This window comes from Methylobacterium sp. D54C, assembly GCF_053345595.1.
Genome location: NZ_JBKFAK010000003.1, coordinates 121,785 through 145,971, shown reverse-complemented (window position 1 = coordinate 145,971; position 24,187 = coordinate 121,785). Strand labels below are relative to the sequence as shown.

24 protein-coding genes are annotated in these 24,187 nt (G+C 72.1%); 15 read left to right on the top strand and 9 right to left on the bottom strand.

Annotation, left to right across the window (positions count from 1 at the left end):
• Positions 1-36: 36 nt before the first annotated feature.
• The 5 genes from ACLBYB_RS09735 (at position 37) to ACLBYB_RS09715 (ending at position 5,155) form a co-directional block, all read left to right on the top strand.
• A complete protein-coding gene (locus tag ACLBYB_RS09735; RefSeq protein ID WP_020092106.1) occupies positions 37-630 on the top strand; it encodes a DUF2059 domain-containing protein in 594 nt (197 codons plus the stop codon).
• A 42-nt stretch (positions 631-672) separates the two neighbouring features.
• Positions 673-1,893, top strand: coding sequence for an O-antigen ligase family protein (locus ACLBYB_RS09730; RefSeq protein WP_447698643.1), 1,221 nt, complete (start codon positions 673-675; stop codon positions 1,891-1,893).
• Positions 1,890-3,272, top strand: coding sequence for a glutathione-disulfide reductase (gor, locus tag ACLBYB_RS09725; protein ID WP_447698642.1), 1,383 nt, complete (start codon positions 1,890-1,892; stop codon positions 3,270-3,272). The genes ACLBYB_RS09730 and gor overlap by 4 nt, the downstream gene beginning before the upstream one ends.
• 55 nt (positions 3,273-3,327) lie before the next feature.
• Positions 3,328-3,645, top strand: coding sequence for an RNA polymerase sigma factor region1.1 domain-containing protein (locus ACLBYB_RS09720; protein WP_020092109.1), 318 nt, complete (start codon positions 3,328-3,330; stop codon positions 3,643-3,645).
• 127 nt (positions 3,646-3,772) lie between these two features.
• On the top strand, positions 3,773-5,155 hold the full coding sequence (locus ACLBYB_RS09715) for a class II 3-deoxy-7-phosphoheptulonate synthase (RefSeq protein ID WP_020092110.1): 1,383 nt from the start codon (positions 3,773-3,775) through the stop codon (positions 5,153-5,155).
• An 87-nt stretch (positions 5,156-5,242) separates the two neighbouring features.
• Here the strand turns inward: ACLBYB_RS09715 and ACLBYB_RS09710 are convergent, their stop codons facing one another.
• The 3 genes from ACLBYB_RS09710 to ACLBYB_RS09700 all read right to left on the bottom strand — a co-directional run bounded on the left by ACLBYB_RS09710 (position 5,243) and on the right by ACLBYB_RS09700 (position 10,598).
• Entirely contained in the window at positions 5,243-8,125 is a 2,883-nt protein-coding gene (locus ACLBYB_RS09710; RefSeq protein ID WP_447698641.1) for an EAL domain-containing protein, read from the bottom strand.
• A gap of 395 nt (positions 8,126-8,520) precedes the next feature.
• Complete coding sequence (locus ACLBYB_RS09705; protein ID WP_447698640.1) at positions 8,521-9,795, bottom strand: efflux RND transporter periplasmic adaptor subunit; 1,275 nt, start codon at positions 9,793-9,795, stop codon at positions 8,521-8,523.
• A gap of 101 nt (positions 9,796-9,896) precedes the next feature.
• Positions 9,897-10,598, bottom strand: a complete 702-nt coding sequence (locus tag ACLBYB_RS09700; RefSeq protein WP_091676735.1) for a sulfate transporter family protein — start codon at positions 10,596-10,598, stop codon at positions 9,897-9,899.
• Positions 10,599-10,732: 134 nt separating this feature from the next.
• On the opposite strand from ACLBYB_RS09700, the gene ACLBYB_RS09695 reads away from it, so the two are divergent.
• Both ACLBYB_RS09695 and ACLBYB_RS09690 read left to right on the top strand, forming a co-directional pair.
• Complete coding sequence (locus tag ACLBYB_RS09695; protein ID WP_447698804.1) at positions 10,733-12,088, top strand: flavin monoamine oxidase family protein; 1,356 nt, start codon at positions 10,733-10,735, stop codon at positions 12,086-12,088.
• Positions 12,089-12,175: 87 nt separating this feature from the next.
• On the top strand, positions 12,176-12,802 hold the full coding sequence (locus tag ACLBYB_RS09690) for a Crp/Fnr family transcriptional regulator (RefSeq protein WP_447681413.1): 627 nt from the start codon (positions 12,176-12,178) through the stop codon (positions 12,800-12,802).
• A gap of 46 nt (positions 12,803-12,848) precedes the next feature.
• Here the strand turns inward: ACLBYB_RS09690 and ACLBYB_RS09685 are convergent, their stop codons facing one another.
• On the bottom strand, positions 12,849-13,847 hold the full coding sequence (locus ACLBYB_RS09685; RefSeq protein ID WP_012319641.1) for a 2-hydroxyacid dehydrogenase: 999 nt from the start codon (positions 13,845-13,847) through the stop codon (positions 12,849-12,851).
• Positions 13,848-14,116: 269 nt separating this feature from the next.
• Between ACLBYB_RS09685 and ACLBYB_RS09680 the strand changes: the two genes are divergently transcribed.
• Positions 14,117-14,680 carry an SH3 domain-containing protein gene (locus ACLBYB_RS09680; RefSeq protein WP_020092117.1) on the top strand — a complete coding sequence of 188 codons (564 nt, stop codon included), beginning with the start codon at positions 14,117-14,119 and terminating at the stop codon, positions 14,678-14,680.
• Positions 14,681-14,825: 145 nt separating this feature from the next.
• Here the strand turns inward: ACLBYB_RS09680 and irr are convergent, their stop codons facing one another.
• Positions 14,826-15,341, bottom strand: a complete 516-nt coding sequence (irr, locus tag ACLBYB_RS09675) for a Fur family transcriptional regulator Irr (protein WP_012319639.1) — start codon at positions 15,339-15,341, stop codon at positions 14,826-14,828.
• Positions 15,342-15,556: 215 nt separating this feature from the next.
• Here irr and fabA point away from each other — a divergent pair, with 215 nt between their 5' ends.
• The 3 genes from fabA (at position 15,557) to fabI (ending at position 18,659) form a co-directional block, all read left to right on the top strand.
• Positions 15,557-16,093: a 3-hydroxyacyl-[acyl-carrier-protein] dehydratase FabA gene (gene fabA / locus ACLBYB_RS09670; RefSeq protein WP_020092118.1), complete on the top strand. Its 537-nt coding sequence runs from the start codon at positions 15,557-15,559 to the stop codon at positions 16,091-16,093.
• Between the two features lie 140 nt (positions 16,094-16,233).
• The gene (gene fabB, locus ACLBYB_RS09665; RefSeq protein WP_056528916.1) at positions 16,234-17,460 is read left to right on the top strand and encodes a beta-ketoacyl-ACP synthase I; all 1,227 of its coding nucleotides are present in this window, start codon (positions 16,234-16,236) and stop codon (positions 17,458-17,460) included.
• Between the two features lie 368 nt (positions 17,461-17,828).
• Positions 17,829-18,659, top strand: a complete 831-nt coding sequence (gene fabI / locus ACLBYB_RS09660) for an enoyl-ACP reductase FabI (protein WP_091926719.1) — start codon at positions 17,829-17,831, stop codon at positions 18,657-18,659.
• A 6-nt stretch (positions 18,660-18,665) separates the two neighbouring features.
• Here fabI and ACLBYB_RS09655 read toward each other — a convergent pair whose 3' ends face one another.
• Complete coding sequence (locus ACLBYB_RS09655) at positions 18,666-18,917, bottom strand: hypothetical protein (RefSeq protein ID WP_042672450.1); 252 nt, start codon at positions 18,915-18,917, stop codon at positions 18,666-18,668.
• A 137-nt stretch (positions 18,918-19,054) separates the two neighbouring features.
• On the opposite strand from ACLBYB_RS09655, the gene ACLBYB_RS09650 reads away from it, so the two are divergent.
• Both ACLBYB_RS09650 and ACLBYB_RS09645 read left to right on the top strand, forming a co-directional pair.
• On the top strand, positions 19,055-19,294 hold the full coding sequence (locus ACLBYB_RS09650; RefSeq protein WP_020092122.1) for a hypothetical protein: 240 nt from the start codon (positions 19,055-19,057) through the stop codon (positions 19,292-19,294).
• A gap of 52 nt (positions 19,295-19,346) precedes the next feature.
• Positions 19,347-20,858, top strand: a complete 1,512-nt coding sequence (locus tag ACLBYB_RS09645) for a DUF6880 family protein (protein ID WP_447698639.1) — start codon at positions 19,347-19,349, stop codon at positions 20,856-20,858.
• Between the two features lie 18 nt (positions 20,859-20,876).
• Here ACLBYB_RS09645 and ACLBYB_RS09640 read toward each other — a convergent pair whose 3' ends face one another.
• Both ACLBYB_RS09640 and ACLBYB_RS09635 read right to left on the bottom strand, forming a co-directional pair.
• The gene (locus ACLBYB_RS09640; RefSeq protein WP_020092124.1) at positions 20,877-21,239 is read right to left on the bottom strand and encodes a DUF427 domain-containing protein; all 363 of its coding nucleotides are present in this window, start codon (positions 21,237-21,239) and stop codon (positions 20,877-20,879) included.
• On the bottom strand, positions 21,236-22,126 hold the full coding sequence (locus ACLBYB_RS09635) for a methyltransferase domain-containing protein (RefSeq protein WP_056528928.1): 891 nt from the start codon (positions 22,124-22,126) through the stop codon (positions 21,236-21,238). The genes ACLBYB_RS09640 and ACLBYB_RS09635 overlap by 4 nt, the downstream gene beginning before the upstream one ends.
• 149 nt (positions 22,127-22,275) lie before the next feature.
• On the opposite strand from ACLBYB_RS09635, the gene ACLBYB_RS09630 reads away from it, so the two are divergent.
• Both ACLBYB_RS09630 and ACLBYB_RS09625 read left to right on the top strand, forming a co-directional pair.
• Positions 22,276-22,521, top strand: coding sequence for a hypothetical protein (locus ACLBYB_RS09630; RefSeq protein ID WP_020092126.1), 246 nt, complete (start codon positions 22,276-22,278; stop codon positions 22,519-22,521).
• Between the two features lie 28 nt (positions 22,522-22,549).
• Positions 22,550-23,311 carry a ComF family protein gene (locus ACLBYB_RS09625; protein WP_020092127.1) on the top strand — a complete coding sequence of 254 codons (762 nt, stop codon included), beginning with the start codon at positions 22,550-22,552 and terminating at the stop codon, positions 23,309-23,311.
• Between the two features lie 9 nt (positions 23,312-23,320).
• On the opposite strand, the gene ACLBYB_RS09620 is transcribed toward ACLBYB_RS09625, so the two are convergent.
• Positions 23,321-23,914, bottom strand: a complete 594-nt coding sequence (locus tag ACLBYB_RS09620) for a GNAT family N-acetyltransferase (RefSeq protein ID WP_020092128.1) — start codon at positions 23,912-23,914, stop codon at positions 23,321-23,323.
• Positions 23,915-24,187 lie beyond the last annotated feature (273 nt).

The window sequence follows — 24,187 nt, the reverse complement described above, 5'->3', positions numbered from 1 at the left end:
CCTCCATCGCCGGCCATCCTCGCAAGAAAGTCCAGCATGTCCCGTCGCCTCACCGCCGTGCCAGGCCTCGCGCTCAGCCTCGCGCTCGGCCTCGCGCTCCCGGCGCTCCCCCACGCGGCGGTCGCGCAGCCGCAGAAGGCCGCGCAGGCCAAGCCGGCGGCGCAGCCGGCCGCCGGCGCCCCCGCGGCCAACAGCCCGGCCGCGGCCACCTACACGCCGGCCCACCTCGCCCTGGCCCGCGAGGTGATGCTCAGCTCCGGCATCGCCCGGTCGTTCGACTCGGTGCTGCCGGCCTTCGCCGACCAGATCCGCAAGCAGGCGGTCACCCGTCCCGAGCTGTCCAAGGACCTCGAGGAGGTCCTGGCCTCGCTGCAGCCGGAGATGGAACTGCAGAAGCAGCGCATGATCGACATCGCGGCGCGCACCTACGCGTCGAAGTTCTCGGAAACCGAGTTGAAGGAGATCGCGACCTTCTTCCGCTCGCCCGCCGGCAAGCACTACGTCGAGGCGCAGCCGCAGCTCCTCGACGAGATGGTGCAGGAGATGCAGGACTGGACGCAGGACGTCTCCGAATACGTCATGGTCCGCGTCCGCGCCGAGATGGGCAAGCGCGGACACCAGATGCAGTGAGGGCAGCCGCTCCCGGGGGCGGATCGCCGTGAGAGGTCGTCCATGAGAGCGGCCGGCCGCATGTACGCGGCGGGCGGCGCGCTCCTCGCGGCCATGCCGCTCGCCATGGTGCTGGCCAACCGGTCGAGCCCGCTGGTCGTCGGGCTGGCGGCGCTCGCCTTCCTGGCCGGACGATGGGCGGAGGACGCGTCCGCCCTGCGCCGCGCGCTCCTGTCCCCGCTGCGGACGCCGCTGGCCGGGGCGGCGCTCGCCTTCCTGGCCTGGGCGCTGGTCTCGCTGGCCTGGAGCCCGTTCCCGGCGGCCTCCCTGCGGGTGCTGGGCGAGTTCCTCCCGACGCTGCTTGCCGCATACCTGCTGGCCTGCCTCGCGCCCGGCCGGATCCCGGCCTTCGCGCCGCGGCTCGGCGCGATCGCGGTCGCGCTGGCGGGACTCCTGATCGCCGTGGATCTCGCCTCGGATCTGGCCCTGGAGCGGGCCCTCGGGCGCCGGGTCGCAGCCTTCGTGCACAACCGGCCGGCCCTGACCCTCGACCTCGTGGCCGGCCCGCTGGCCCTCGTCCTCTGGAATGACCGCGCCCGCGGCCTCGCCGCCGCGACGCTCGCCTTCGCGAGCCTCGGCGTGGTCCGCTCGATCAGCGGCGCCGCCCAGCTCGGTCTCCTGGCGGGCGCCGCGATGGCGACCCTCGCGCTTTCGCTGCCCAGGCGGGTCGGCATAGGCCTCGCCGGACTCGGTCTCGGCCTCGCGCTGATCCTCGCCCCGGTCGAGGGCGACCTCCTCGCCCGCGCCATGCCGGAGGCCGCCCACGAACGCCTCGTTCAGTCCTCGTCCCGGGCCCGGGTCGCGATCGCGCGCAGCTTCGGGGCCGCGGTGGCGGCCGATCCCTGGCGCGGCGCGGGCGTCGGCACCAGCGCGCGCTTCGCCGAGACGCCCGTCGCGCAGACGGTGCCGCCGGAGATGCGCGTCCTCCTCGGGGTCGGGCACCCGCACAACAGCTTCCTGCAGGTCTGGGCCGAACTCGGCCTGCCCGGCGCGATCCTCGCTGCGCTGACCGCGATGCTGATGCTCGCCCGGATCGCGCGGCTGCCGCGGCCGGACCGCGCGGCGGCGCTCGGCCTCGTGGCCTGCGCGGCTTCGATCGCCTTCGTCGAGCACAACGGCTGGGCCGCGTGGTGGACGGCGGGGCTCGGCGCTGCCATCACCTGGATGCGCGCGGCCCCTCAGAGCGGCGCGATCGTGAGATCCGAGCGGGACGGTCCGGCATGAGCGCGTTCGACGTCGACCTCTTCGTCATCGGCGGCGGGTCCGGTGGTGTCCGCGCGGCGCGGATCGCGGCCGGGTACGGCGCGCGGGTGATGCTGGCCGAGGAGTACCGGGTGGGCGGAACCTGCGTGATCCGCGGCTGCGTCCCGAAGAAGCTGATGGTCTATGCCGGCCGCTTCGCCGACGAGTTCGAGGACGCCGCGGGCTTCGGGTGGACGGTGGAGAAGCCCCGCTTCGACTGGGGCACGCTCAAGACGCGGCGCGACGCGGAGGTGACCCGGCTCGAAGGCATCTACGACACCAACCTGATCCGCGCCGGCGTCGAGATCGTGCCCGAGCGGGCGGTGATCGAGGATCCCCACACGATCCGCCTCGTCGCGTCCGGCCGCACCATCCGGGCCGAGCGGATCCTGGTGGCGGTCGGCGCGCACCCCGTGAAGGAGCCGGCGGTGCCGGGCATCGACCTGGCGATCACCTCCAACGAGGTGTTCGAGCTGGAGCGCCTGCCGGACCGTATCCTGGTGATCGGCGGCGGCTACATCGCGGTGGAGTTCGCAGGCGTCTTCGCGGCGCTCGGTAGCCGCACGACGCTGCTGCACCGGGGCGACAGGTTGCTGCGCGGGTTCGACGACGAGATCCGCGACGCCCTGGCCGAAGCCTACGCCCAGCGCATGGACCTGCGGCTCGGGCGCACGCTGCAGCGCATCGAGCGCCGGGACGGCGGCCTCTGCGCGCAGCTCGACGACGGCGGCGAGATCCTGGTGGACGAGGTGCTCGTCGCCACGGGGCGGCGGCCGAACGTCGAGGGCCTCGGCCTCGACCGGGTCGGCATAGAGACCGACGCCGCCGGCGCGATCCCGGTCGACGCCTACTCGCAGACCAAGGTGCCGTCGATCTACGCGGTGGGCGACGTGACCAACCGCGCCAACCTGACGCCGGTGGCGATCCGCGAGGGTCACGCCTTCGCCGACACGGTCTACGGCGGCAAGCCGGCCTGCGTCGACCATCGCCTGATCCCGACCGCGGTGTTCTCGACCCCCGAGATCGGCGTCGTCGGCCACAACGAGGCGGCCGCCCGGGCGATCTACGGCAAGATCGACGCCTACAAGGCGCGCTTCCGCCCGATGAAGGCGACCCTGTCCGGCCGCGAGGAGCGGATCTTCATGAAGGTGCTGGTCGACTGCGCCAGCGACCGCGTGGTCGGCGTCCACATCTTCGGCCACGATGCCGGGGAGGTGATCCAGGCGGTGGGCATCGCCGTGACCATGGGCGCCACGAAGGCTGATTTCGACCGGACCATCGCGGTCCACCCGACAGCCGCCGAGGAGCTGGTGACCATGCGCGTCCCGGAGGTCACAAAGCACCCGGTCGGCGTCGGCTGAGACCTCCGCCGCGGCCGGGGCTCGACGCGGTGCGCGACCGAGCCATATCAGGGTCATGGGCAAGCAGGGCACCGGCAAGGGACGACGCGAGGACGACGCGCACGCGCGGCGGCAGGCGATCATCGACGGCCTGCTGGAGGACGCCCTGCGGCCGGCCTTCCACCGGCCGCCGAGCCACGAGGCCCTCTCCCCCGACATCCGGCATGCGATCGACCGCCTCCTCGCCAAAGCTGAGGCGCAGCGCAGCCGCAACCTGACCTACGACGACCTGGAGGAGGCGCTGCCGCCCCGGGACGTCTCGGCCGAGGATCTGGAGGCGATCTTCTGGATTCTGGCCGAGCACGGGATCGAGGTCGAGGACGGCGAGGCCTGACCCGAGACCTGAATCCGGGACGCGCCTGCCCCCCGGTTCACGGCACTCGCCAGTGTAGAGGAACCTCTCTATAAGCCGCGCTTCGCGCGTAGGCGCGATCGCACGAAGAGGTGCGCGGAGAGAGACCATGGGCGAGCGTTGGACACCGAAGAGCTGGAGACATCTGCCGATCGAGCAGGTCCCCACCTATCCGGACGCCGCCAGCCTCGGTGCCGTCGAGTCGCAGATCGCGAGCTTTCCGCCGCTGGTCTTTGCCGGTGAGGCCCGCAAGCTGAAGGCCGCGCTCGGGCGCGTCGCCGCGGGCCAGGCCTTCCTGCTCCAGGGCGGCGACTGCGCCGAGAGCTTCGACGAGCACTCTGCCGACAACATCCGCGACTTCTTCCGGGTGTTCCTGCAGATGGCGATGGTGCTGACCTTCGCGGGCGGTTCGCCCGTGGTGAAGGTCGGGCGCATCGCCGGGCAGTTCGCCAAGCCGCGCTCGTCGCCGACCGAGACCCTCGAGGGCGTGAGCCTGCCGAGCTACCGGGGCGACATTATCAACGGCATCGGCTTCACCGAGGAGTCGCGGGTGCCGGATCCGCGCCGCCAGCTCGAGGCGTACCGGCAATCGGCCGCGACGCTGAACCTGCTGCGCGCCTTCGCAACCGGCGGTTACGCGAACCTCGAGAATGCGCATCGCTGGATGCTGGGCTTCGTGAAGGATTCGCCGCAATCCTCGCGTTACCAGGACGTGGCCGGCCGCATGACCGACGCGCTCGACTTCATGCGGGCGATCGGCATCAATCCGGAGACCCATCCGGAGGTGCGGACCACCGACTTCTACACCAGTCACGAGGCCCTGCTGCTCGGCTACGAGGAGGCGCTGACCCGCGTCGATTCGACGACCGGCGACTGGTACGCGACCTCCGGCCACATGCTGTGGATCGGCGACCGGACCCGGCAGCCGGACCACGCCCACGTCGAGTACGCCCGCGGCATCAAGAACCCGATCGGCCTCAAGTGCGGCCCGTCCATGAAGGCGGAGGGCCTGATCCGGCTCATCGACCTGCTCAACCCGGAGAACGAGCCGGGGCGCCTCAGCCTGATCTGCCGCTTCGGCGCCGACAAGGTCGGCGACCACCTGCCGGCGCTGATCCGGGCGGTCGAGCGGGAAGGGCGCTCGGTCGTGTGGATCTGCGATCCGATGCACGGCAACACGATCCCGGCCGGCCGCTACAAGACCCGGCCGTTCGAGCGGGTGATGCAGGAGATCGAGGGCTTCTTCGGCGTCCACCGCGCCGAGGGCACCTTCGCGGGCGGCATCCACCTGGAGATGACCGGCAAGGACGTGACCGAGTGCACGGGCGGCGCCCGGGCCCTGACGGCAGACGACCTGCAGGACCGCTACCACACCTACTGCGACCCGCGTCTCAACGCGGAGCAGGCGCTGGAGGTGGCGTTCCGCACGGCCGAGCTGGTCAAGGCCGAGCGCAGCCACATCGAGCGCCCGCGCCTCGACGCGGCCGAGTAGGGCGGATCTCCGACCGGTCATCCGACCGGCCAACGACGCGCGCTGTCCCCTCGCGGGGGCGGCGCGCACCGCCGGACACCGCGATGGTCAGGCGATCGCCCGGAGCGTGCCGTTCCAGCGGCGGATGACCGAGGCGACCTCCGAGACGGGGACGGCGCGGCTGAACAGGTAGCCCTGGACCTCGTCGCAGCCCTCGGCGCGCAGATGCGCGAGTTGTGCCTCCGTCTCGACGCCCTCGGCGGTCGTCGTCATGCCGAGGCTGGCACCGAGGCCGATCACCGCCCGAACGATGAAATCGGTCCCGTCCTTCACGCACAGGTCGCGCACGAAGGACTGGTCGATCTTGATCTTGTCGAACGGGAAGGAGCGCAGGTAGCTGAGCGACGAGTAGCCGGTGCCGAAATCGTCCATCGCCACGCGCACGCCCAGCGCGCGCAGGCTATGCAGGATCGCCGTCGTCGCACCGGGATTGGCCACCAGGACCGTCTCGGTGATCTCCAGCTCCAGGCGCCGGCCCGGCAACCCGGTCCGCCGCAGCGCCTCGCGCACGGCGGTGACGAGACTCGCCGAGGTGAACTGCACGGCCGAGACGTTGACGGCGACCTTGAGCTCGTCCGGCCAGCGAGCGGCCTCCTCGCAGGCGCGGCGCAGCACCCACTCGCCGAGCGGCACGATCAGCCCGAGCTCCTCGGCGATCGGGATGAATTCGGCCGGCGAGACGGAGCCGCGGACCGCGTGGTTCCAGCGCAGCAGCGCCTCGAAGCCGCAGATCCGGTCCGTCTCGAGGCTGTAGATCGGCTGGTAGTAGACCTCGAACGCCTCCCGGGCGAGGGCGTCACGCAGGTCGCGCTCCATGATCCGCCGGGCCATGAGGCGGGCATCCATGGCCGGTTCGAAGAAGCGGAACGCTCCGCGCGCCTCGGCCTTGCCCCGGTCGAGGGCGACTTCGGCGTTCTTCAGGAGCTTGTCCGCGTCGGACCCGTCGCTCGGCGCGAGGGTGATGCCGATGGTGAGCCCGACGCAGATCGTGTGATGGGTCAGGCTGTAGGGCGCGCCGACGACCTCGATGATGCGCCGGGCGAGGATGGCGGCGTCCTCGGGCCGGTCGACGCCGCGCTGGACCACGATGAACTCGTCGGCTCCGAGGCGCGCGACGCAGTCGATCTCGCGCACGCAGGCGGTGAGCCGATTCGCGACCGCGACGAGCAGCTCGTCGCCGATCCCGTGGCCCAGGGTCTCGTTGACCGGCCGGAAGTCGTCGAGGTCGATGGCGAAGACCGCGAAGCCCTGGTCGCGCCCGGCCTGCGCCACGGCCACGTCGATCTGCTGCCCCACCGCCACCCGGTTGGGCAGGCCGGTCAGCAGGTCGTGATGCGCCAGGAAGGCGATGCGAGCCTCGGCCCGGCGGCGCTCCGTGACGTCCTCGTAGGTGGCCACGAAGCCGCCATCGGCGGCCTCGCGCCGGTCGATGGCGACGATGCGGCCGTTGCTCAGCTCCTGGAAATGCGTCTGCCAAACGCCGTTGCTGAAGGCGTCCCGCTGCTGGCGCAGCAGCGCTTCGAGATCGCAGCCGGGATGGTTGCCGGCCGCGAGACTGGCGCTCAGGACCTCGAGGGCCGTCATGCCGGGTACGACCGTGCCGGGCGGCAGGCCGTAGATCTCGCCGTAGCGCCGGTTGACCACCATCAACCGATGCTGCGCGTCGTACAGGCAGAGCCCCTGGGACATGGTGTCGAGGGCCGCATCGAGGCGCAGGTTGGTCCGGGTCAGGAAATGCGCCTGCTCCTTGAGCAGGCTGATATCGCTGCACACCGCGATGAAGCCGCCCTGCCGGGTCGCGGTGCGGCTCACCCGCAGCCAGCGGCCGTCGGCCAACCGGACGTCGCCGTCCCGGGCCAGGGCTCCGAAGCGATCCTCCGGGACATCCGAGCGGTAGTCCTGCGGCTCGTGCGCAACCTTCGTCAGCGACAGACCGGCCTCGATGGCAGCGTCGAGCCCGTCGAAGAAGCGCAGGGCCTGCGCGTTGGCCAGGGTGATACGGCCGTCGGCATCGACCACGACGACGCCTTCCCGTGCTGTCTGCAGCGCGTCCGTCACCTGCGTCTCGGTGCCCCGGCGCTGGCTGCCCTCGCGGAGCGAGAGAGCCCGGATGGTCGACCGCATCGCCGCGACGGCGTTCAGCAGCCGGCTCAACCGGTCGCGGCCGCCGGTGGGGATCCGATCGTCGCGCTGGCTGCCCGCGATCCGTTCGGCCGCCTCGGCCGCCGCGCCGACCGATCCGCCGATGTGGCGGGTGAGCAGCCAGGCGATCAGCCCGCAGGCGATGATCACGAGGGCCGCCGCGATGGCGTGCCACCGGACGAAGCCCCGCACGCGCTGCCGCGCAGCCTGTCGGAAGGTGAAGCCGTCGCCGGCCATGACGTTGATCAGGAGATCGATCTGGCCTTCGATTGCGTCGGCCTGCCGTTCGAGAGCCGCCTTCTGATCCGGCCGAACCGTCACGGGATCGAAAGCGCGGCGCAGGCTCTCCCAGGACGCCACGCTGGTCTGGACGGCCTCGGCCGTCCGCGCCGCCCGCTCGGACTGGGCCCGCTCGGCCGCGATGGTGAGATCCTCGGCCAGGATCGCCGAGAGGTCGGTGATGTCCGCATCCCGCTTCGCCACCTCGGCAGCGTCGCCGGTCTGCATCCGCCGGACGAGGGCAGCGCGCATCTTCGCGAAATCGGCCGCCACCGCGCGGGCGAAGCTGATCGAGGTCAGGGATTCGTCGTAGGTCCGTGTGACGAGCGTCCCGACCTGCGTGATCGCCAAGCCAGCCGAGAGCGCGAGCGCGCCCAGGAGAAGACCGACACAGAGGAAGGCGACGCTGACCGCGGCGCGGATCGACGTGATACGGCCCGTCCGCGTCGCGGCCGCGCGGGTGTGCCCGGCTCGGTCCGCGCACGCCGTCGGTGTCTCGGGATCTCGCATCGCACAGGTCGCTGGGTCACACGTCCGGCCAGCGATAAATGTCACTTGTTAAGAGGCAATTAGCTGGCTTGTCTCAGATCACGGATCAGCTGCGCGCGACCGACACGGAGCAATCGGCGGATCGTGCACAGTCGACCGCACGATCGGTGAAATCTTCGGCACCGTGCTTGTGCCGGCGAGCGGATCCCGTCGATTGAACGCAACCTTTCATTACGAGTGGCGCGCATTTGAGCAACGGATCCGACCGGCGCGATGCTCATGTCGCCAGCTCGGCACCGATATACCGACCGGTTTCCGACAGCTCAGAGGCGGTATCCGCGCGCCGGCCGCGCCGTCGCGACGCGGTCCGCGGCCGGCGCGCCCGAATGATTCCCGCGGTCGAGTGTTTCCCGCGTTCACCGCTGCGCCGAGCGGAGCGGCCCGGGCGGAGGCGGTGACTTCAGGGGCTCGACGGACTGGCCGTCCCGCAGATCCGGGGCGGGGCTGTAGATGATCCGGCTGTCGGCGGGCAGCCCCGAGTCGAGCTCCAGCGTGCGCCCGAGATCGCGCCGGACGCGGATCGTCCGCCACGTCACCCGGTCGTCGTCGCTGAGGGTGGCGACCCTGAGGTCGTTGCCGTCGAACACCGTCGCCTCGGCGGGGATCGACACGCCGGGCTCGGCCCGGGGGATCTTGAGGGTGACGTAGGCGTACAGCCCGGCCCGCAGCGCCCGGTCGGCGTTGGGGACGTCCACCTGGGTGGTCAGCGTGCGCGACGCCGCGTTCAGCGCGACGGAGCTGCGCTCCACGTAGCCTTCGAAGCGCCGGCCCGGCATCTGCGGCACGGTGATCTCGGCACGGACGCCGGGCTTGACGCCGACGGCATCCTTCTGCGGCACGTTGACGGTGATGCGCAGCAGGCTGTCCTGATCCATGGTCAGCAGCGGCGTGCCCCCGTTGTCGGCGCGGACGAGGTCGCCGACATCGACGTTGCGCACGGTCACGACCCCGTCGAACGGCGCCACGACACGCTCGAAGGCGGTGAGCGCCTTCAGGCGGTCGACCACAGCCTCCTGCGCCTTGATGTTGGCGGTGGCGACCTTCACGCCGGCCTCGGCGGCGGCGAGCGCGGCGGCCTGGCTCAGCACGCCCGCCTTGGTGTTGTCGGCGTTCTGCCGCGAGGCCCAGCCCTGCACGGCCAGGGTGCTGGTGCGGTTGTTGGTGAGGTTGGCGAGGTTCACGTTCGCGCGGGCCTGCTCGACCTGCGCCTGCGCCTGGAGCAGCTGCGCCTTCAGCTGGCCGACCTGCGCCTCGGCCTGCGCGAGCTGCTGGTCGAGATCCGGTGCGGCGATGCGCAGAAGGAGGTCGCCCGCCTTGACCCGGGATCCGATATCGACCCGGCGCTCCGCGATGTAGCCGGTGGCGCGCGCGGCGATCGCCGCCGTGGTGAAGGCCTGGATCTCGCCGGGAAGCACGAGATCGAGGGGGCCCTCGGCCCGCTCGGCGGCCACGGTGCGCACCTGCGGCACGAGGGTCTTGATCCGCTCCAGCGTCGCGGTCGCCTCCACGTCGCGCTGCCAGTGACCGTAGGCACCCCAGGCGAGCAGGCCGAGTCCGGCGAGGCCGACCAGCAGGAACGGGGCCTTGCCGGGCGGCGGAGGGACTTCCGCGCCCGCGTCGTGCGCCTTCATCGATCGGCTCTCCGCCCCGGACATCCCGCAGGGCCACGGTGAGGGTAGCGCCCGGCGGGCCGGCCGGCCAGCGTGTGCATTGGCCGCATCGGCGCGCCGGCCTAACGCGCCGGCCCGGCCACCAGCAGTCGCCGGCTGAGGCGCTTGTGCAGGTGGACCATCAGGGCGATGCCGAAGAGGGGCGTCAGCAGGTTGAGGACCGGGACGATCATCAGGCCGGCCAGCAGGCACCCGGCGCCGAGCGTCCGGACCGAGAAGGCGCGGCGCATCTCGGCGGCCTCGGGGAGGGGCCGGAACCGGGCCGCCGCCATCTCGAAGTACTCGCGGGACAGCAGGTAGGCGTTGGCGGCGAAGAAAGCCGCGATCCCGATGACAGGGACGAAGAAGATCACCAGGGCCGCGAGGTTCACCAGCAGCGTCACACCGGCGAAGCGCAGGGCGTAGAGCATGGCGGTCCCGAATGGCATGGCGCGTCCGGGCGGCTCGTTCGGGAAATCGGTGCGCTCGACGATCTCGGCCGCGTCGTCGAGGAAGAAGCCCGCCACCAGGATCGAGACCGCCGGCATCAGGTAGGCGAGGGCCACGACCAGACCGAAACCCGCGAGGTAGTAGGCGAGGCTGTCGAGGATCGGGTACTGGGCGGAGATGTGGTGGCTCGCCTGGAAGGCCTGGATCAGCCGGGTCAGGCCGAGCCAGATCAGGAGCAGGAGCCCGACCGTCAGGCCGAGGGACTTCCACAGGATCGCGCGCAGCGGCGGCGAGAAGGTCTGGCGCAAAGCCGCCGCGGCGGACTCGACGAGCATCGGGCGAGAGTTCCGGCCTGCGCCGGAAGCGGCGCTGGCGCGTTGTGGAGCGGTGCGGCGACCGGTGCAAGATCGGGCTCCGTCGCAGGGGCGGCAGGGTGCGGGGAGCACGCGTGCAGGACACGACAGGACAGATCTCGGCGCCGCGGGCGCCCGATCACCCGTGGAGCGACCCGGTCGTCCGGCCCGCCTACAGGCCGCGCCTCGCGCCGCTGCCAGAGAGGCCGGAGGTGCTGGTAATCGGCGCGGGCGCCGCCGGCATCGGCGCGGCCCGCACCCTCGCGGCCCGGGGCGTGCCCGTCGCGGTTCTGGAGGCGCGGGACCGCGTCGGAGGCCGGGCCGTGACGGTGGCCCTCCGCGGCCACGCCCTCGATCTCGGTGCCCACTGGCTCCATGCCGGGCCGATCAATCCCCTGGTGGCGCTCGGCCGGGCGCGCGGCGAGCGGCTCCGCCGGGCCGCGCAGGAGAGCCATGTCTGGGTCGGGGGCCGGCCGGGCCGCGCCGACGCCGTCCGGGCCAACGCGCGCGCCTTCGACCGCGCGGACCGCGCCATGACCCGTGGCGCCGCGCAGCCCGGTCCCGACCGGCCGGCCGCCAGCGCGCTGCCGCCCGGGCTCGGTGCCTGGGGCGACCGGGTCGCGCAGGTCCACGGCCTCGTCTCGGGCCGGCCGCTGGAGGCGGTCTCGCTCCACGACTTCCCCAGCATGGAGTACGGCGACAACTACTTCCTGGCCGACGGCTACGGCAGCTACGTCGCCCGCCTGGCGGACGGCCTGCCGGTGGCGCTCGCGACGCCGGTGACGCGGATCGACTGGTCGGATGGCCGCGTCCGCGCGACAGGCGCCGACGGGACCGTCTACGCCGCCCGCGCGGTGATCGTGACGGTGCCGATGATGGTGCTCCGGGACGGGCCGACCTTCACGCCGCCGCTGCCGAACGCGGTCCGCGCCGCCATCGACGGCTTCACCACCGGCATCTACGAGCACGCGGTGCTGCACTGGCCATCGAGCCCGTTCCGCGGCCGCGACCGGCTGGCGGCGATCCACGGCGGGCGGCGCGCCCCGCCGGGCCTCCTCACCCGCATCGACGACACGCCGTTCCACTACTACGAGCTCGACCTGCACGAGGCGGCGGCGATCGACGCGGCAGGATCCGGTGCGGACGGCGTGCGCCGCCATGTCCGCGCGGTCCTGGGCGAGCATTTCGGCCGGGCGCGGCTGCGCGACCTGACGATCCCCGCTGTGAGCGCGTGGCGCCACGACCGGTGGTCGCGCGGCTCGTGGGCCGTGGTCCCGCCGGGCCACGCGCCGGCGCGACAGGCCCTCCGCGCCGCCGTCGCCGACACCGTCTGGTTCGCCGGCGAGGCGCTATCCCGGGAGCAGTGGGGCACGGTCGGGGGCGCCTACGCGGAGGGCGTCCGGGCCGCCGAGGCCGTGTCCGCCGTCGTACAGACGGGCGCCGGCGAGCGTATCCGGGCGGGCACAGGCTGAAGCGCGCGCGGCGCGGAACCTACCGGAACGCTTGCCGCAGCCGGACAAGACAGGCATCCCCCGGCCGAAACGCGACAGGGGGCGGCGATGGATTGGGTCGAGGGCATCGGCTATCTCGGGACGGCGCTGACCATCACGGCGACGGCCATGAGCACGATGATCCCGCTGCGGATCATCTCGCTCTGCGCGAGCTGCGCCGTGATCACCTACGGCATCATGATCGGCAGCATGCCGGTGGTGCTGACCGAATTGATCCAGATGCCGTTCAACGCCTACCGGCTCTGGCAGATGCTGCGCCTCGTCCGGGACGTGGAGACGGCCGCCGAGAACGACCTGTCCCTGGAATGGCTCCGACCCTTCGGCTCCCGACGCCCGTTCGGCATCGGCGAGGTGGTGTTCCGCAAGGGGGAACTCGCCACCGAGATGTACTACATCGAGAGCGGCGTGTTCCGGATCCCGGAGGTCGACCTCGAGGTCCGCCAGGGCGGGATCGTCGGCGAGCTCGGGCTCCTGTCGCCCGGCAACGCCCGCACCGCCTCGCTGGTCTGCGTCGAGGCGGGACACGCGCTGTGCGTGTCCTACTCGGACGTGAAGCAGCTCTACTACCAGAACCCCGAATTCGGGTTCTACTTCCTCAAGCTGACCAGCGAGCGGCTCTTCCAGGGTGTGCAGGGCATGTCCAAGCCCCAGGCGGTGGCCGGCGACGCCCTGTGAGGCGCCGCCGTCCGCTGCTCAGTGTCCGCCGCTCAGTGTCCGCCGCTCAGAGCATGCTCGGCAGGATGCGGTCCGGCGGCCGGTGTCCGTCCATGAAGGTCTTGATGTTGATGATGACCTTCTCGCCCATGTCGGTGCGGCTCTCGTAGGTCGCCGAGCCCATGTGGGGCAGGAGGACGACCTTGCCCTGGCGGGCGAGCTTGACGAGACGCGGGCTGACGGCGGGCTCCTGCTCGAACACGTCGAGGCCGGCCGCCGAGATCTCGCCGCCCTCGATCAGCCGCGCCAGGGCGTTCTCGTCGATCACCTCGCCGCGGGCCGTGTTGACCACGACCGCCTCGGGCTTGAGCAGCTTGAGGCGCCGCGCCGAGAGCAGATGGTACGTGGCGGGCGTGTGCGGGCAGTTCACCGACACGATGTCGACGCGCGCCAGCATCTGGTCGAGGGATTCCCAGTAGGTCGCGTCCAGCGCGCTCTCGATGGCGGCCGGCACCCGGCGGCGGTTGTGGTAGTGCACCTGCAGGCCGAAGGCGCGGGCGCGCTTGGCGAGCGCCTGGCCGATCCGGCCCATGCCGACGATGCCGAGGCGCTTGCCGGTGATGCGCCGGCCGAGCATCCAGGTCGGCGACCAGCCGGTGGTCCACTCGTCGTCCGGGATGATCCGCGCGCCCTCGGTGACCCGGCGGGCCACCGCGAGGATCAGCGCCATGGTCATGTCGGCGGTGTCCTCGGTCAGCACGCCGGGCGTGTTGGTGACCGTGATGCCGCGCTCCAGCGCCGCCGCCACGTCGATATGGTCGACGCCGTTGCCGAAATTGGCGATCAGGCGGAGGTTCGGGCCGGCCTGGGCGATCAGCCCGGCATCGATCTCGTCGGTCACGGTGGGGACGAGCACGTCGGCCTCGCGCAGGGCCGACGCCATGGCGTCCGGCGCCATCGGCGCGTCCTCGGAATTGAGCCGGACGTCGAACAGCTCGCGCATCCGCGTCTCGACGGCATCCGGCAGGCGCCGCGTCACGACCACCAGCGGCTTGCGCTTCGACACGTCTCTCTCCCCGTCAGCCCAGCGGCCTTGATCACGGCTCGCGCCCGGTGATTCCCGCCCGGACCGCGTCCCGCAAGCGTCCGTTAACCGAACTCGGCCAGACAGGATCGGTCACGGGCGCCGGTTCCGGAGCCTGTTCCGACCCATCGGCCTCTCTACCAGAGGTGGGCCGGAACACAATCGGATGCGGGCCGGTCCGCGTGTCGAACCGGCCCCGCTTTCGACATGTCCGGCGCCGAGCAACGCCACGTCTGGATAGGGAGACGACCATGCGCGTGTCATGCCTCAGCCTCGCCGTCGCGGCGGTGCTGGCCGGCGGCCTCGCGACCGGTGCCCGCGCGGCGCCGCCGACCGGCCCCGAGGCCGGGGTCGGGCCGGTGACCAAGCTGCCGCTGCCGCGCTACGCGAGCCTGAAGACCGATCGCGTCAACCTCCGCGAAGGCCCCTCGAAGGATCACCGGACGCTCTGGGTGTTCCAGCGGGCCGGCCTGCCGGTCGAGATCGTGGGCGAGTTCGAAACCTGGCGCAGGATCCGCGATTCGGAGGGCACCGAGGGCTGGGTGCTGCATTCGCTGCTGTCCGGGCGCCGCACCGCCATCGTGAATGCCGGCCCCGACAAGGGTGTCGAGAAGGCGGCCGTGTCGCTGCGGGCCAAGGCCGACGACGGCGCCGACGACGAGGCCAAGCTCCAGACCGGCGTGATCGGCAGCGTCAAGAGCTGCACCGGCACGTGGTGCCGCATGATCGTCGCGCTGCCCAACAAGCGGGACGTCGACGGCTACATTCGCCAGAATCGCCTGTGGGGCGTCTACCCGAACGAGGTCGTGGAATAGCGGTCCGGGCGCCCCGACGGCGCCCGTCCGTCATTCCGGGCGGCGGCGGCGCGCCAGCTCCCGGCACGCCGCCGCCGCCCGAAAAAACGAAGGCCCGGACGATGCCGGGCCTCGCGTCGCTTGCGTACTGCGTTGGACGCGGGCCTCAGCCCTGGCGGCGGCCCGCCGGACGGCTGCGGCGCAGGCGCACGATCACCTCGACCCCGGCGATCTCCATGCCCTCGGGCGCCTCGGGCAGCGAATCGACCGTGATGCCGCAATCCGGCATGTCGATCACCTGGCTCTCGTCCTCCAGGTAGAAATGGTGGTGCTCGGTCGGGTTCGTGTCGAAATAGGCCTTCGACCCGTCGAGCGCGAGCTGGCGCAGGAGCCCGGCCTCGGTGAACTGGTGCAGCGTGTTGTAGACGGTCGCCAGCGAGACCGGCACCTTGGCGCGCATCGCCTCGTCGTAAAGCATCTCCGCCGTCAGGTGGCGGTCGCCGCGGCCGAAGAGCAGCCAGCCCAGGGACAGGCGCTGCCGCGTCGGGCGCAGGCCGGCCCGACGCAAACGGTCGCGCAGGTCGGACAGCGGACAGCCGCGGCGCGGAGTCCCGTTGGCCTCCAACTGGGGGGCGGGGACCCGGCCGTTGAAGACGGCCTGGAATGGCACCGGTTCGGACATCGCTGGACTGAACGCTCGACGAGGGGCCTGAAGGAACGGATGTCTCCTCAGTATATTGAAGTGGTCGGACAGTCGCAACCCGAGCGTTGCCGCATACCCGCGGCTGCAGGCTTTGAAGGCGCGGCGCCCCGTGCTAACCCGCGCGCCAGCCGATGGGCCGAGTATAGTCGCCCGCGACGCGAAGATCGCGCACATCCGAGGAAACAGCCAACGCAATGCCGCCAGACGCCGAGACACAAGCGCAGGGTGCGAACCGCCGGTCGCACTATTCCTACGAGGATCTTCTGGCCTGCGGGCGCGGCGAACTCTTCGGATCCGGCAACGCGCAGTTGCCGCTGCCGCCGATGCTGATGTTCGACCGGATCACGTCCATCGGGACCGAGGGCGGCGCCCACGGCAAGGGGCACGTGACGGCCGAGCTCGACATCCGGCCGGACCTCTGGTTCTTCCCCTGCCATTTCCAGGGCGACCCGGTGATGCCGGGCTGCCTCGGCCTCGACGCCCTCTGGCAGATGCTGGGCTTCCATCTCGGCTGGCTCGGCTCGCCGGGCCGCGGGCGCGCCCTGGGCGTCGGCGAGGTGAAGCTCGCCGGCCAGGTGCTGCCGACGATCAAGAAGGTCGTCTACAATGTCGACGTGAAGCGGGTCCGTCAGGGCAAGCTCGTGCTCGGCATCGGCGACGGCTGGCTCGAGGCCGACGGCGAGCGCGTCTATCAGGTCCAGGACATGCGGGTCGGCCTGTTCCAGAGCTGAGCCGCAGCCGCCGCGCGTCCGGTTCGCGGCTTGGCCGCAACGCCGGACGGTCTCGGCGGTTGAGATTGTGTCCGCGTCACCTTAGCTGACCGTGACGCGGCCCGGGCGACCGGGACCGCGACGGAGGTAGTGTCACCATCATGCGCCGTGTCGTCATCACCGGGATGGGCATCGTCTCGTCCATCGGCAACAACACGCAGGAGGTGCTCGCCTCCCTGCGCGAGGCCCGCTCGGGCATCGCGCGCGACGCCAGCTACGCGGAGCACGGCTTCCGCAGCCAGGTCTCCGGCGCGCCCACCCTCGATCCCGAGGGCGTGGTGGACCGGCGCGCCATGCGCTTCCACGGCGGCGGGACCGCCTGGAATCACGTCGCCATGGATCAGGCGATCCAGGATGCCGGCCTGGATCAGGGCGACATCTCGAACGAGCGCACCGGCATCATCATGGGCTCGGGCGGTCCCTCGACCCGCGTGATCGTCGAGGCCGCCGGCATCGCGCGGGACAAGGGTCCCAAGCGCATCGGCCCGTTCGCCGTGCCGAAGGCGATGTCGTCGACCGCCTCGGCGACGCTCGCGACGTGGTTCAAGATCCGCGGCGTGAACTACTCGATCTCTTCCGCCTGCGCGACCTCGAATCACTGCATCGGCAACGCCGCCGAGATCATCCAGGGCGGCCGGCAGGACATCATCTTCGCGGGCGGCTGCGAGGATCTCGACTGGACGCTCTCGGTGCTGTTCGACGCCATGGGCGCCATGTCGTCGAAGTACAACGACACGCCGTCCCGTGCCTCCCGCGCCTACGACGCCAACCGCGACGGCTTCGTCATCGCGGGCGGCGCCGGCGTGCTGGTCCTCGAGGAGCTGGAGCACGCCAAGGCGCGCGGCGCCCGGATCTACGGCGAGGTCGCGGGCTACGGCGCCACCTCGGACGGCCACGACATGGTCGCGCCGTCGGGCGAGGGCGCCGTGCGCTGCATGCGCCAGGCGCTGGACGGGCTGAAGGGCGCGCGGATCGACTACATCAACCCGCACGCCACCTCGACGCCGGTCGGCGACGACAAGGAGATCGAGGCGATCCGCGAGGTGTTCGGCCGCGGCGAGGATTGCCCGCCGATCTCGGCCACCAAGTCGCTGACCGGCCATTCCCTGGGCGCCACCGGCGTGCAGGAGGCGATCTACAGCCTGCTGATGATGAACAACGGCTTCATCTGCGAGAGCGCGCACATCGACACGCTCGACCCGGCCTTCGCCGACATGCCGATCCTGCAGCAGCGCCGGGACAACGCGCAGCTCGGCCACGTGCTGACCAATTCCTTCGGCTTCGGCGGCACCAACGCCACCCTGGTCCTGAAGCACGTCGACGCCTGATCGCCCGGCGCGGAACCGCCGGCCGCGGGCCGGCGTTTACCCGCTGTTGAGATCTGGTGGTGGCGATGGGGACTTTCATCTTCGGAACATTGGGCGGCCTCATGATCGCCGGTGTCGCGGCGATCTACGCGAAGCAGGCCGCGCTGGAAGAAGCGGATTCCCACACGGACGGGCATTTCTGAGCCCGACCCACGACGCCACGAACGCCCCGCCCGCCGGCGGGGCTTTTTTTTGCCCGCCGTCTGCCGGTGTCGCGTTTGGATCGCGGCGCGAGCCGCGTTAAGGCAGCCTGCCGCGGTTCGCTGGTCGCGACCGCGATCCGGACCCGCTTCGCGGGTCCGGCGTGCTCGGTCAGGATGTGAGTCGGCATGACGGGTTTGATGGCGGGCAAGCGCGGCCTGATCATGGGCGTCGCGAACGATCACTCGATCGCCTGGGGAATCGCCAAGGCGCTGCACGCCCAGGGCGCGCGACTGGCCTTCACGTACCAGGGCGAGGCCCTGGGCCGCCGGGTGGCGCCCCTCGCCGCCAAGCTCGATTCGGACATCGTCCTGCCCTGCGACGTCGAGGATCTGGCCTCGGTCGACGCGACCTTCGAGGCCCTGGACGCTCGATTCGATGGCGGCCTCGACTTCGTGGTCCACGCCATCGGCTTCTCCGACAAGGCGCAGCTCAAGGGCCGCTACGTCGACGTGACGACGCGCGAGAATTTCGTGCGCACGATGACGATCTCGTGCTTCTCGTTCACCGAGATTGCGCAGCGCGCGGCCAAGCGGATGAACCAGGGCGGCTCGTTGCTGACCCTGACCTACGGCGGCGCGACTCGGGTCATGCCGAACTACAACGTCATGGGCGTCGCCAAGGCGGCGCTCGAGGCCTCGGTGCGCTACCTGGCGAGCGACCTGGGCCCGGACGGGATCCGGGTGAACGCGCTCTCCGCCGGCCCGATGCGGACGCTGGCGGGCGCCGGGATCGCCGACGCGCGGCTGATGTTCAACCACCAGCGGGCGCACGCGCCGCTGCGGCGCACGGTTAGCCTGGAGGATGTCGGCGGTTCGGCCCTCTACCTGCTGTCGCCGCTCTCGGGCGGCGTCACCGGCGAGGTCCACTTCGTGGATGCCGGCTACAACATCATCTCGATGCCGCGCCCGGACGTGCTGCAGGCGCAGGACGAGGCCGGCGTCGTCGGGGACGCCTGAGGCGCCTCACTCCTCCGGGATACGCCCCGGGGGCAGGGGACCGGCCGGCGAACCGCGCTCGCCGCGGACCGAGCGCCGCTCCCGGGCGGCGCGCGCCTCCTCCGCGGTCGGCGGCGCCGAGGGATAGTTCGACGCGAAGGGGTTGGGCGGCGCCCCGCGCCCGGAGCCGCCGAACAGCTTGTCGAGGAAGCCCTCCTCGGCGCTCGCGGGTCGGGCGACCAAGAGAAGGGCGAGGGCGAGGATCGGGCGAAGCTGCATCGTCGTCGTCTGCGTGCCGGGACCGTGCCGGGTTAGGGCCACTTTCCGGCGGATCGGAGGCCGAGTCCCCGTCGCCTGGAACCCCGGCGCGTCCGGCGGGTTCGCGGTCAACGATGAGGGCGCGTACAGGAGGCGTGATGTCCGAGGTAACCTATCGCATCGTCGAGCACGACGGCGGCTTCGCCTACAAGGTCGGCGACGTGTTCTCCGAGACGTTCCCGAGCCGCGAGGAGGCGCTGCAGGCGGCGCAGGCCGCGGCGGCGGAACAGCAGGTCCCCGGGTCGACCGAGGGGATCCGCTATCAGGATCAGGCCGGCGGCTGGCACGATGAGACCGCGCAGGGCAGCGACCGGCCCCGCGCCCGGGTCGTGGAGTAGCCGCGGCGGACGGGACGGACATGCGCGATCGTCCGCAACGGCGGGAAATCTCGTGGCGCGTGCGCGGCGCGTAACCCCGGCCGCGGCGCCGGCCGGTCGCAGGGCGCCCGCCCTGCCGAAGGGCGCGCGGCGGACGACCCCGTCGCCGGAGACGCTGGCGGCGCTCGGCCCGGACCGGCTGATCGCGCTGATCCTCGGCGAGACCGGGCGCAACCCGGCCTTCAAGAAGCTGGTGAGCGCCGCGCTCGCCTCGCTCCAGGGCCCCGAGGCCGTCGCGGCGATCGTCGACCGGCGGCTGACGGCCCTCGAGGGCGCCCAGGGCTACATCGACTGGCAGAAGCGCCGGACCTTCGCGGCCGATCTTAACACGACCGTGACGGTGATCCTCAACGAACTGCGGCCCCTCGATGCGGGGGCTGCGCTCGACCGGCTCCGGCGCTTTCTCGACGGCGCCGACGCGGTCCTGAACCGCGTGGACGACAGCACCGGCGCCGTGCAGGGCGTGTTCGACCGCGCCTCAGCAGCCTTCGTGGAGATCGCCGGCGCCCTGCCGCCGGAGGACGCCGCCCGGGTAGCGGCGCGCCTCGTCGAGCCGTTCGCGGCGGATCCGTTCGGCCCCCTCAGAACCGTCCTCGGCGAGATGATCCCGGCGCTGCCCGAGCCATCCCTCGCGGAGATCGACGACCGGCTCGCCGCCGCCGAGGCGGCCCTGCCGCAGGGTGGGGATCCCCGCCGCGACGCGACCCATCACCGGCAGGCGGCCCGGATCCAGATCCTGCGCCTGCGCCAAGCCGTCGCCGACCGGCGCGGCGACACCGACACCTTCATCGCCCTGGAGCGGGCGACCTTGCCGGGGCGGGAGAACCGCGTGGCGATCGCCCGGCTGCTCCTCGACGCCGGGCGCGCCACCGAGGCGCTGGACTGGATCCGACGCATGCAGGATCCGGGTCTGCGCATCGCCACCCGGGCCGACCTGATCGCCGGCTTCGACCTGCGCGGACCGGAACGGGAGCGGCAGGCGCTGGAGATCGAGATCCTCGACGCGCTCGGCCAGGGCGATGAGGCGCAGGCCCTGCGCTGGGGGCGGTTCGAGCGCGAACTCGACGCGCCGATGCTGCGCACCTTCCTCGCCAAGCTTCCGGATTTCGAGGACGAGGAGGCGCTCCGGCGCGCCCTCGACCACGCCGAGGCCTTCCCGCAGCCGCATCGGGCGCTCGCCTTCCTGGCGGCTTGGCCGGATCTGCGCCGTGCGGCCGCGCTGGTCGTCGCGCGGCCTGAGACCTGGCAGGGCGACCAGTACGCGGTGCTGGCGCCGGTCGCCGAGGCGCTGGCGCAGGATCACCCCCAGGCCGCGACGATCCTGTATCGCCGGCTCCTCGACTCGATCCTCGAGACCGGCCGCAGCGCCGCCTACCCGCACGGCGCGCGCTACCTCGCGGAGCTCGACGCCCTGGCGGGGCGCCTCGCGACCGGCGACGTCGATCCGGATCCGCAGGCCTACCGCGCTGCTCTGCGGCGGGCGCACGGCCGCAAGCACGGGTTCTGGAGCCTCGTGCGCGACTGAACCGGACGCGCGGCCGGCTCAGTCCTCCAGCACGATGGCGTCGACCCGGTCCGGGTAGAAAGCCACGTGGTCGCGGATTGCCGCGACGGCCGGGTACGGGTCGCCGTAGCTCCAGACCGCGTCGGGGCGCCGATCGCCGTCGACGACGAGGTCGAAATAGTGGGCGTCGCCCTTGTACGGGCAGTGGCTCGTCCGCGCCGAGGCGACGAAACAATCGGCGCGGATGTCGCTTCGCGGCACGTAGAAGACCGGTGGGTACCGAGCCTCCTGCAGCCGCAGGGCGTTCCGGGTCTCGGCGACCGCGGCGCCCGCCACGACGACGCGGACGCGGCGGGACTCGGGCTCGACGGTGATCGGGTGGTCCGGTCCGGGCAGCTTCATGGCGTGTTCCCTCCCTCGGGCTTCAACTCGACGGTCCCGAGCGCGTCGGCGAGGCGCGTCTTCGCGGTCCCGGGCCGCAGGGGCTTCTGCTGGGTCTCGTGCGGCGCCCAGCCCGAGAGCCACAGCACCTCGAAGGTCGCCCGCACGCGACCGTCCGGGTCCGAGAATCTCTCGGCGTAGATCTCGGCCATGCGCAGCAACGTCGCCCGCCGCAGCGGCGTCCGCCGCCGCTCGGTGAGCACGTTGGTCATGCCCATGGCCCGCAGGTCGCGCATCAGGCCGAACGGGTCGGCGTAGCGGACCGTCAGCGTGTCGGTATCGGCCACCGGCAGCGCGAAGCCCGCCCGCTGCAGCAGGCCGCCGGCCTCGCGCACCGCCGCGAAGGGCGCCACGCGGGGGCTGACCCCACCCTCGACCTCGCTCTCGGCCTGGGCGAAGCTCTGGCGCAGCTCCGTCAGCGTCGCGCCGCCGAGCAGGCAGCCGACGAACAGCCCATCCGGACGGAGGGCGCGGCGCAGCTGGATCAGCGTGCCGGGGAGGTCGTTCACGGCGTGGAGGGCCAGCAGCGACACGGCGAGGTCCAGGCTCCCGGTCGCCAGCGGCAGCGCTTCGGGATCTCCGACGATCAGGTCGCCGCCCGGCTCCGGCAGGGCCGCGAGGCGGACATGCCGCGCCGCCGGATAGCGGGCGGCGAGCAGCCGGGTCGCCACGGGACGCGGCGTGGCGAGGTCGAGAACAGAGACGAAGCTGCGCAGGACGGCGCCGAGCCGGTCGTCGAGATCCTCGGCGAGGCGGTCGAGGAGGAAGCCCGGGTAGCCGAGGCGCCCGGCACGGGCGAGGCGGCGGCGGGCGAGGCGCGTGTCGAACAGGGCGGCGGGAGCATCCATCGGGGGGCAGATGGCATCTGCGGTCGCGTCGCGCCACCGTCGCCGCGCACGGTCTCGTGAGCTGCGCTAGGATGCTGGAACGACTCGGGAGCGTCGCTGTTCCTGCTGCAACCGGCCCAACGGCCGAGATTCCTCAGGGAGCACACATCATGAAGCGCATGCTCGTCGGGGCCGCCGTGGCCCTCACCACCCTGGCCGCCGCGGGCGGCGCCGAGGCGAAGGGCTGCATCAAGGGCGCCATCGTCGGCGGCATCGCGGGTCACTACGCCGGCCATCACGGCCTCGTCGGCGCCGCGGCCGGCTGCGCCATCGGCCGCCACCGCGCCAACGCTCGCGACCGTCAGGTCGAGCGGCAGCAGATGGCGCCGCAGGCGCGCCCCGTCTCGGCCCAGTAAGCCGGGTCTGCGGGAGCGCGTCGCGCGCATGACGGCCTTCCAGGCCGTCGCCACGGCCCTGCGCGGTCTGCCGCGCGGGGTCGTCTCCCTGATCTACCCGCCCACCTGCGCGGGCTGCGGCGGCGCCACCGCCGATCCGGGCGCCCTCTGTCCGTCCTGCTGGTCGAGCCTGCGCCTGATCGAGGAACCGGTGTGCCAGCGCTACGGTACGCCCTTCGCGGTCGACCTCGGGGTCGGCCCGCTGGTGTCGCCCCGGGCCATCGCGGAACCGCCGGTCTTCGGCCGCGCCCGGGCGGTCGCCCTCTACGATTCCGTGGCGCGGCGGCTCGTCCATCGCCTGAAGTATGAGGACCGGCTCGATCTCGCCGGCGTGATGGCCCGGATGATGGCCGCGAGCGGCCGGACCCTGATCGCCGAGGCCGAGTGCCTCGTGCCGGTACCGCTCCATCGCGGACGCCTGTGGCGGCGGCGCTTCAACCAGTCCGCCCTGCTGGCGCGGGCGATCGCGGATGCGGCGGGGCGGCCGTGCGTCGCCACGGCCCTCGTGCGCGTGCGGGCCACGCGATCCCAGGTCGGCCTGAGCCGCGCGGCGCGGGCCGAGAACCTGAGCGGCGCCTTCCGGGTCGCTTCCGCCGAGCAGCACCGCGTCCGCGGGCGCCGGGTCCTTCTCGTGGACGACGTCATGACCACCGGCGCCACCGGCAACGCCGCCGCCCGCGCGCTCCTGCGCGGCGGGGCGACGTCCGTGGATCTCCTGACCTTCGCCCTCGTCGGCGACATCGCCGGCTGAAGCCTGCTTTCAGCGCCCGGCCTGCACCCGCTCCGGGAAGCCCGCCGCCAGGGTGAAGTCGAACGCCTCCGCGATCCCCTCGTACCAGAGCGAGAACGGCGTCGGACGCGCGAGGTGCAGGGCGCCCTCGGTCTCGCGCCCCTCGTGCTGGAGGGCCGCCCCGTGCTTGGCCGCGAGCCGCAGCATGGGCCCGTTTCCCGACAGGCAGCGGACGTGGAGATCCTTGACGCCGCGATGCCGCGCCGCGCGGGCGATCCGGGCGAACAGGGCGGCCCCGATCCCCTTGCGGCGGAAGGTCTGCTCGACCGCGAAGGCCGCCTCAGCGTGCGGCCCCAGGGCGTAGCGGGACGCCCCCGGCCCCATCGGCCGCAACTCGGCGAGACCGCGCAACACGCCGCCCACGAAGGCGCCGTACATCACGCCCTCCGCGGTCAGCGCCTGCGCGGCGTAGGCCCGGACTCCGGCCTCGCTGACATTGCCCATGAAGCGGCTCGCCCGGGTCTCCGGATCCAGCCGCAGGAAATAGTCGAGGACCGCAGCGCGGTCCGCCGGCCAGAGACGCCGGATGGTGTGGGTCGGCCCATCGAGGGCTTGTACCGCCATGATGAAGCTCCGGTTCGTGCGCGCTGCCGCGCGGGGTGATCCGGACGCTCCTCCCAAGAGACCGCCGGGATGTCGCATCCCCGAATTCATTGTGCAATGCAGCAGAGTGCGGGGCCGGCCGGCCGCGGGCCTGCCATGCGTGGGACCGATGGGAGGCTTCGATGGGACGCCTCGATGGGACGCTTCGATGGGACGCCTCGATGGGACGCCTCGATGGGACGCCTCGATGGGACGCTTGCCCGCGGCTGTTCGGCCGCGGGCTTGATTCAGGCC

Coding starts and splice junctions, on each gene's coding strand:
- ACLBYB_RS09690 (WP_447681413.1), top strand. CDS start 12,176: ATGGATTGGGTCGAGGGCATCGGCTATCTCGGGACGGCGCTGACCATC.
- gor (WP_447698642.1), top strand. CDS start 1,890: ATGAGCGCGTTCGACGTCGACCTCTTCGTCATCGGCGGCGGGTCCGGT.
- fabB (WP_056528916.1), top strand. CDS start 16,234: ATGCGCCGTGTCGTCATCACCGGGATGGGCATCGTCTCGTCCATCGGC.
- ACLBYB_RS09715 (WP_020092110.1), top strand. CDS start 3,773: ATGGGCGAGCGTTGGACACCGAAGAGCTGGAGACATCTGCCGATCGAG.
- ACLBYB_RS09710 (WP_447698641.1), bottom strand. CDS start 8,125: ATGCGAGATCCCGAGACACCGACGGCGTGCGCGGACCGAGCCGGGCAC.
- ACLBYB_RS09730 (WP_447698643.1), top strand. CDS start 673: ATGAGAGCGGCCGGCCGCATGTACGCGGCGGGCGGCGCGCTCCTCGCG.
- ACLBYB_RS09700 (WP_091676735.1), bottom strand. CDS start 10,598: ATGCTCGTCGAGTCCGCCGCGGCGGCTTTGCGCCAGACCTTCTCGCCG.
- ACLBYB_RS09705 (WP_447698640.1), bottom strand. CDS start 9,795: ATGAAGGCGCACGACGCGGGCGCGGAAGTCCCTCCGCCGCCCGGCAAG.
- ACLBYB_RS09625 (WP_020092127.1), top strand. CDS start 22,550: ATGACGGCCTTCCAGGCCGTCGCCACGGCCCTGCGCGGTCTGCCGCGC.
- ACLBYB_RS09630 (WP_020092126.1), top strand. CDS start 22,276: ATGAAGCGCATGCTCGTCGGGGCCGCCGTGGCCCTCACCACCCTGGCC.
- ACLBYB_RS09655 (WP_042672450.1), bottom strand. CDS start 18,917: ATGCAGCTTCGCCCGATCCTCGCCCTCGCCCTTCTCTTGGTCGCCCGA.
- fabI (WP_091926719.1), top strand. CDS start 17,829: ATGACGGGTTTGATGGCGGGCAAGCGCGGCCTGATCATGGGCGTCGCG.
- ACLBYB_RS09650 (WP_020092122.1), top strand. CDS start 19,055: ATGTCCGAGGTAACCTATCGCATCGTCGAGCACGACGGCGGCTTCGCC.
- ACLBYB_RS09640 (WP_020092124.1), bottom strand. CDS start 21,239: ATGAAGCTGCCCGGACCGGACCACCCGATCACCGTCGAGCCCGAGTCC.
- irr (WP_012319639.1), bottom strand. CDS start 15,341: ATGTCCGAACCGGTGCCATTCCAGGCCGTCTTCAACGGCCGGGTCCCC.
- ACLBYB_RS09680 (WP_020092117.1), top strand. CDS start 14,117: ATGCGCGTGTCATGCCTCAGCCTCGCCGTCGCGGCGGTGCTGGCCGGC.
- ACLBYB_RS09620 (WP_020092128.1), bottom strand. CDS start 23,914: ATGGCGGTACAAGCCCTCGATGGGCCGACCCACACCATCCGGCGTCTC.
- ACLBYB_RS09720 (WP_020092109.1), top strand. CDS start 3,328: ATGGGCAAGCAGGGCACCGGCAAGGGACGACGCGAGGACGACGCGCAC.
- fabA (WP_020092118.1), top strand. CDS start 15,557: ATGCCGCCAGACGCCGAGACACAAGCGCAGGGTGCGAACCGCCGGTCG.
- ACLBYB_RS09735 (WP_020092106.1), top strand. CDS start 37: ATGTCCCGTCGCCTCACCGCCGTGCCAGGCCTCGCGCTCAGCCTCGCG.
- ACLBYB_RS09635 (WP_056528928.1), bottom strand. CDS start 22,126: ATGGATGCTCCCGCCGCCCTGTTCGACACGCGCCTCGCCCGCCGCCGC.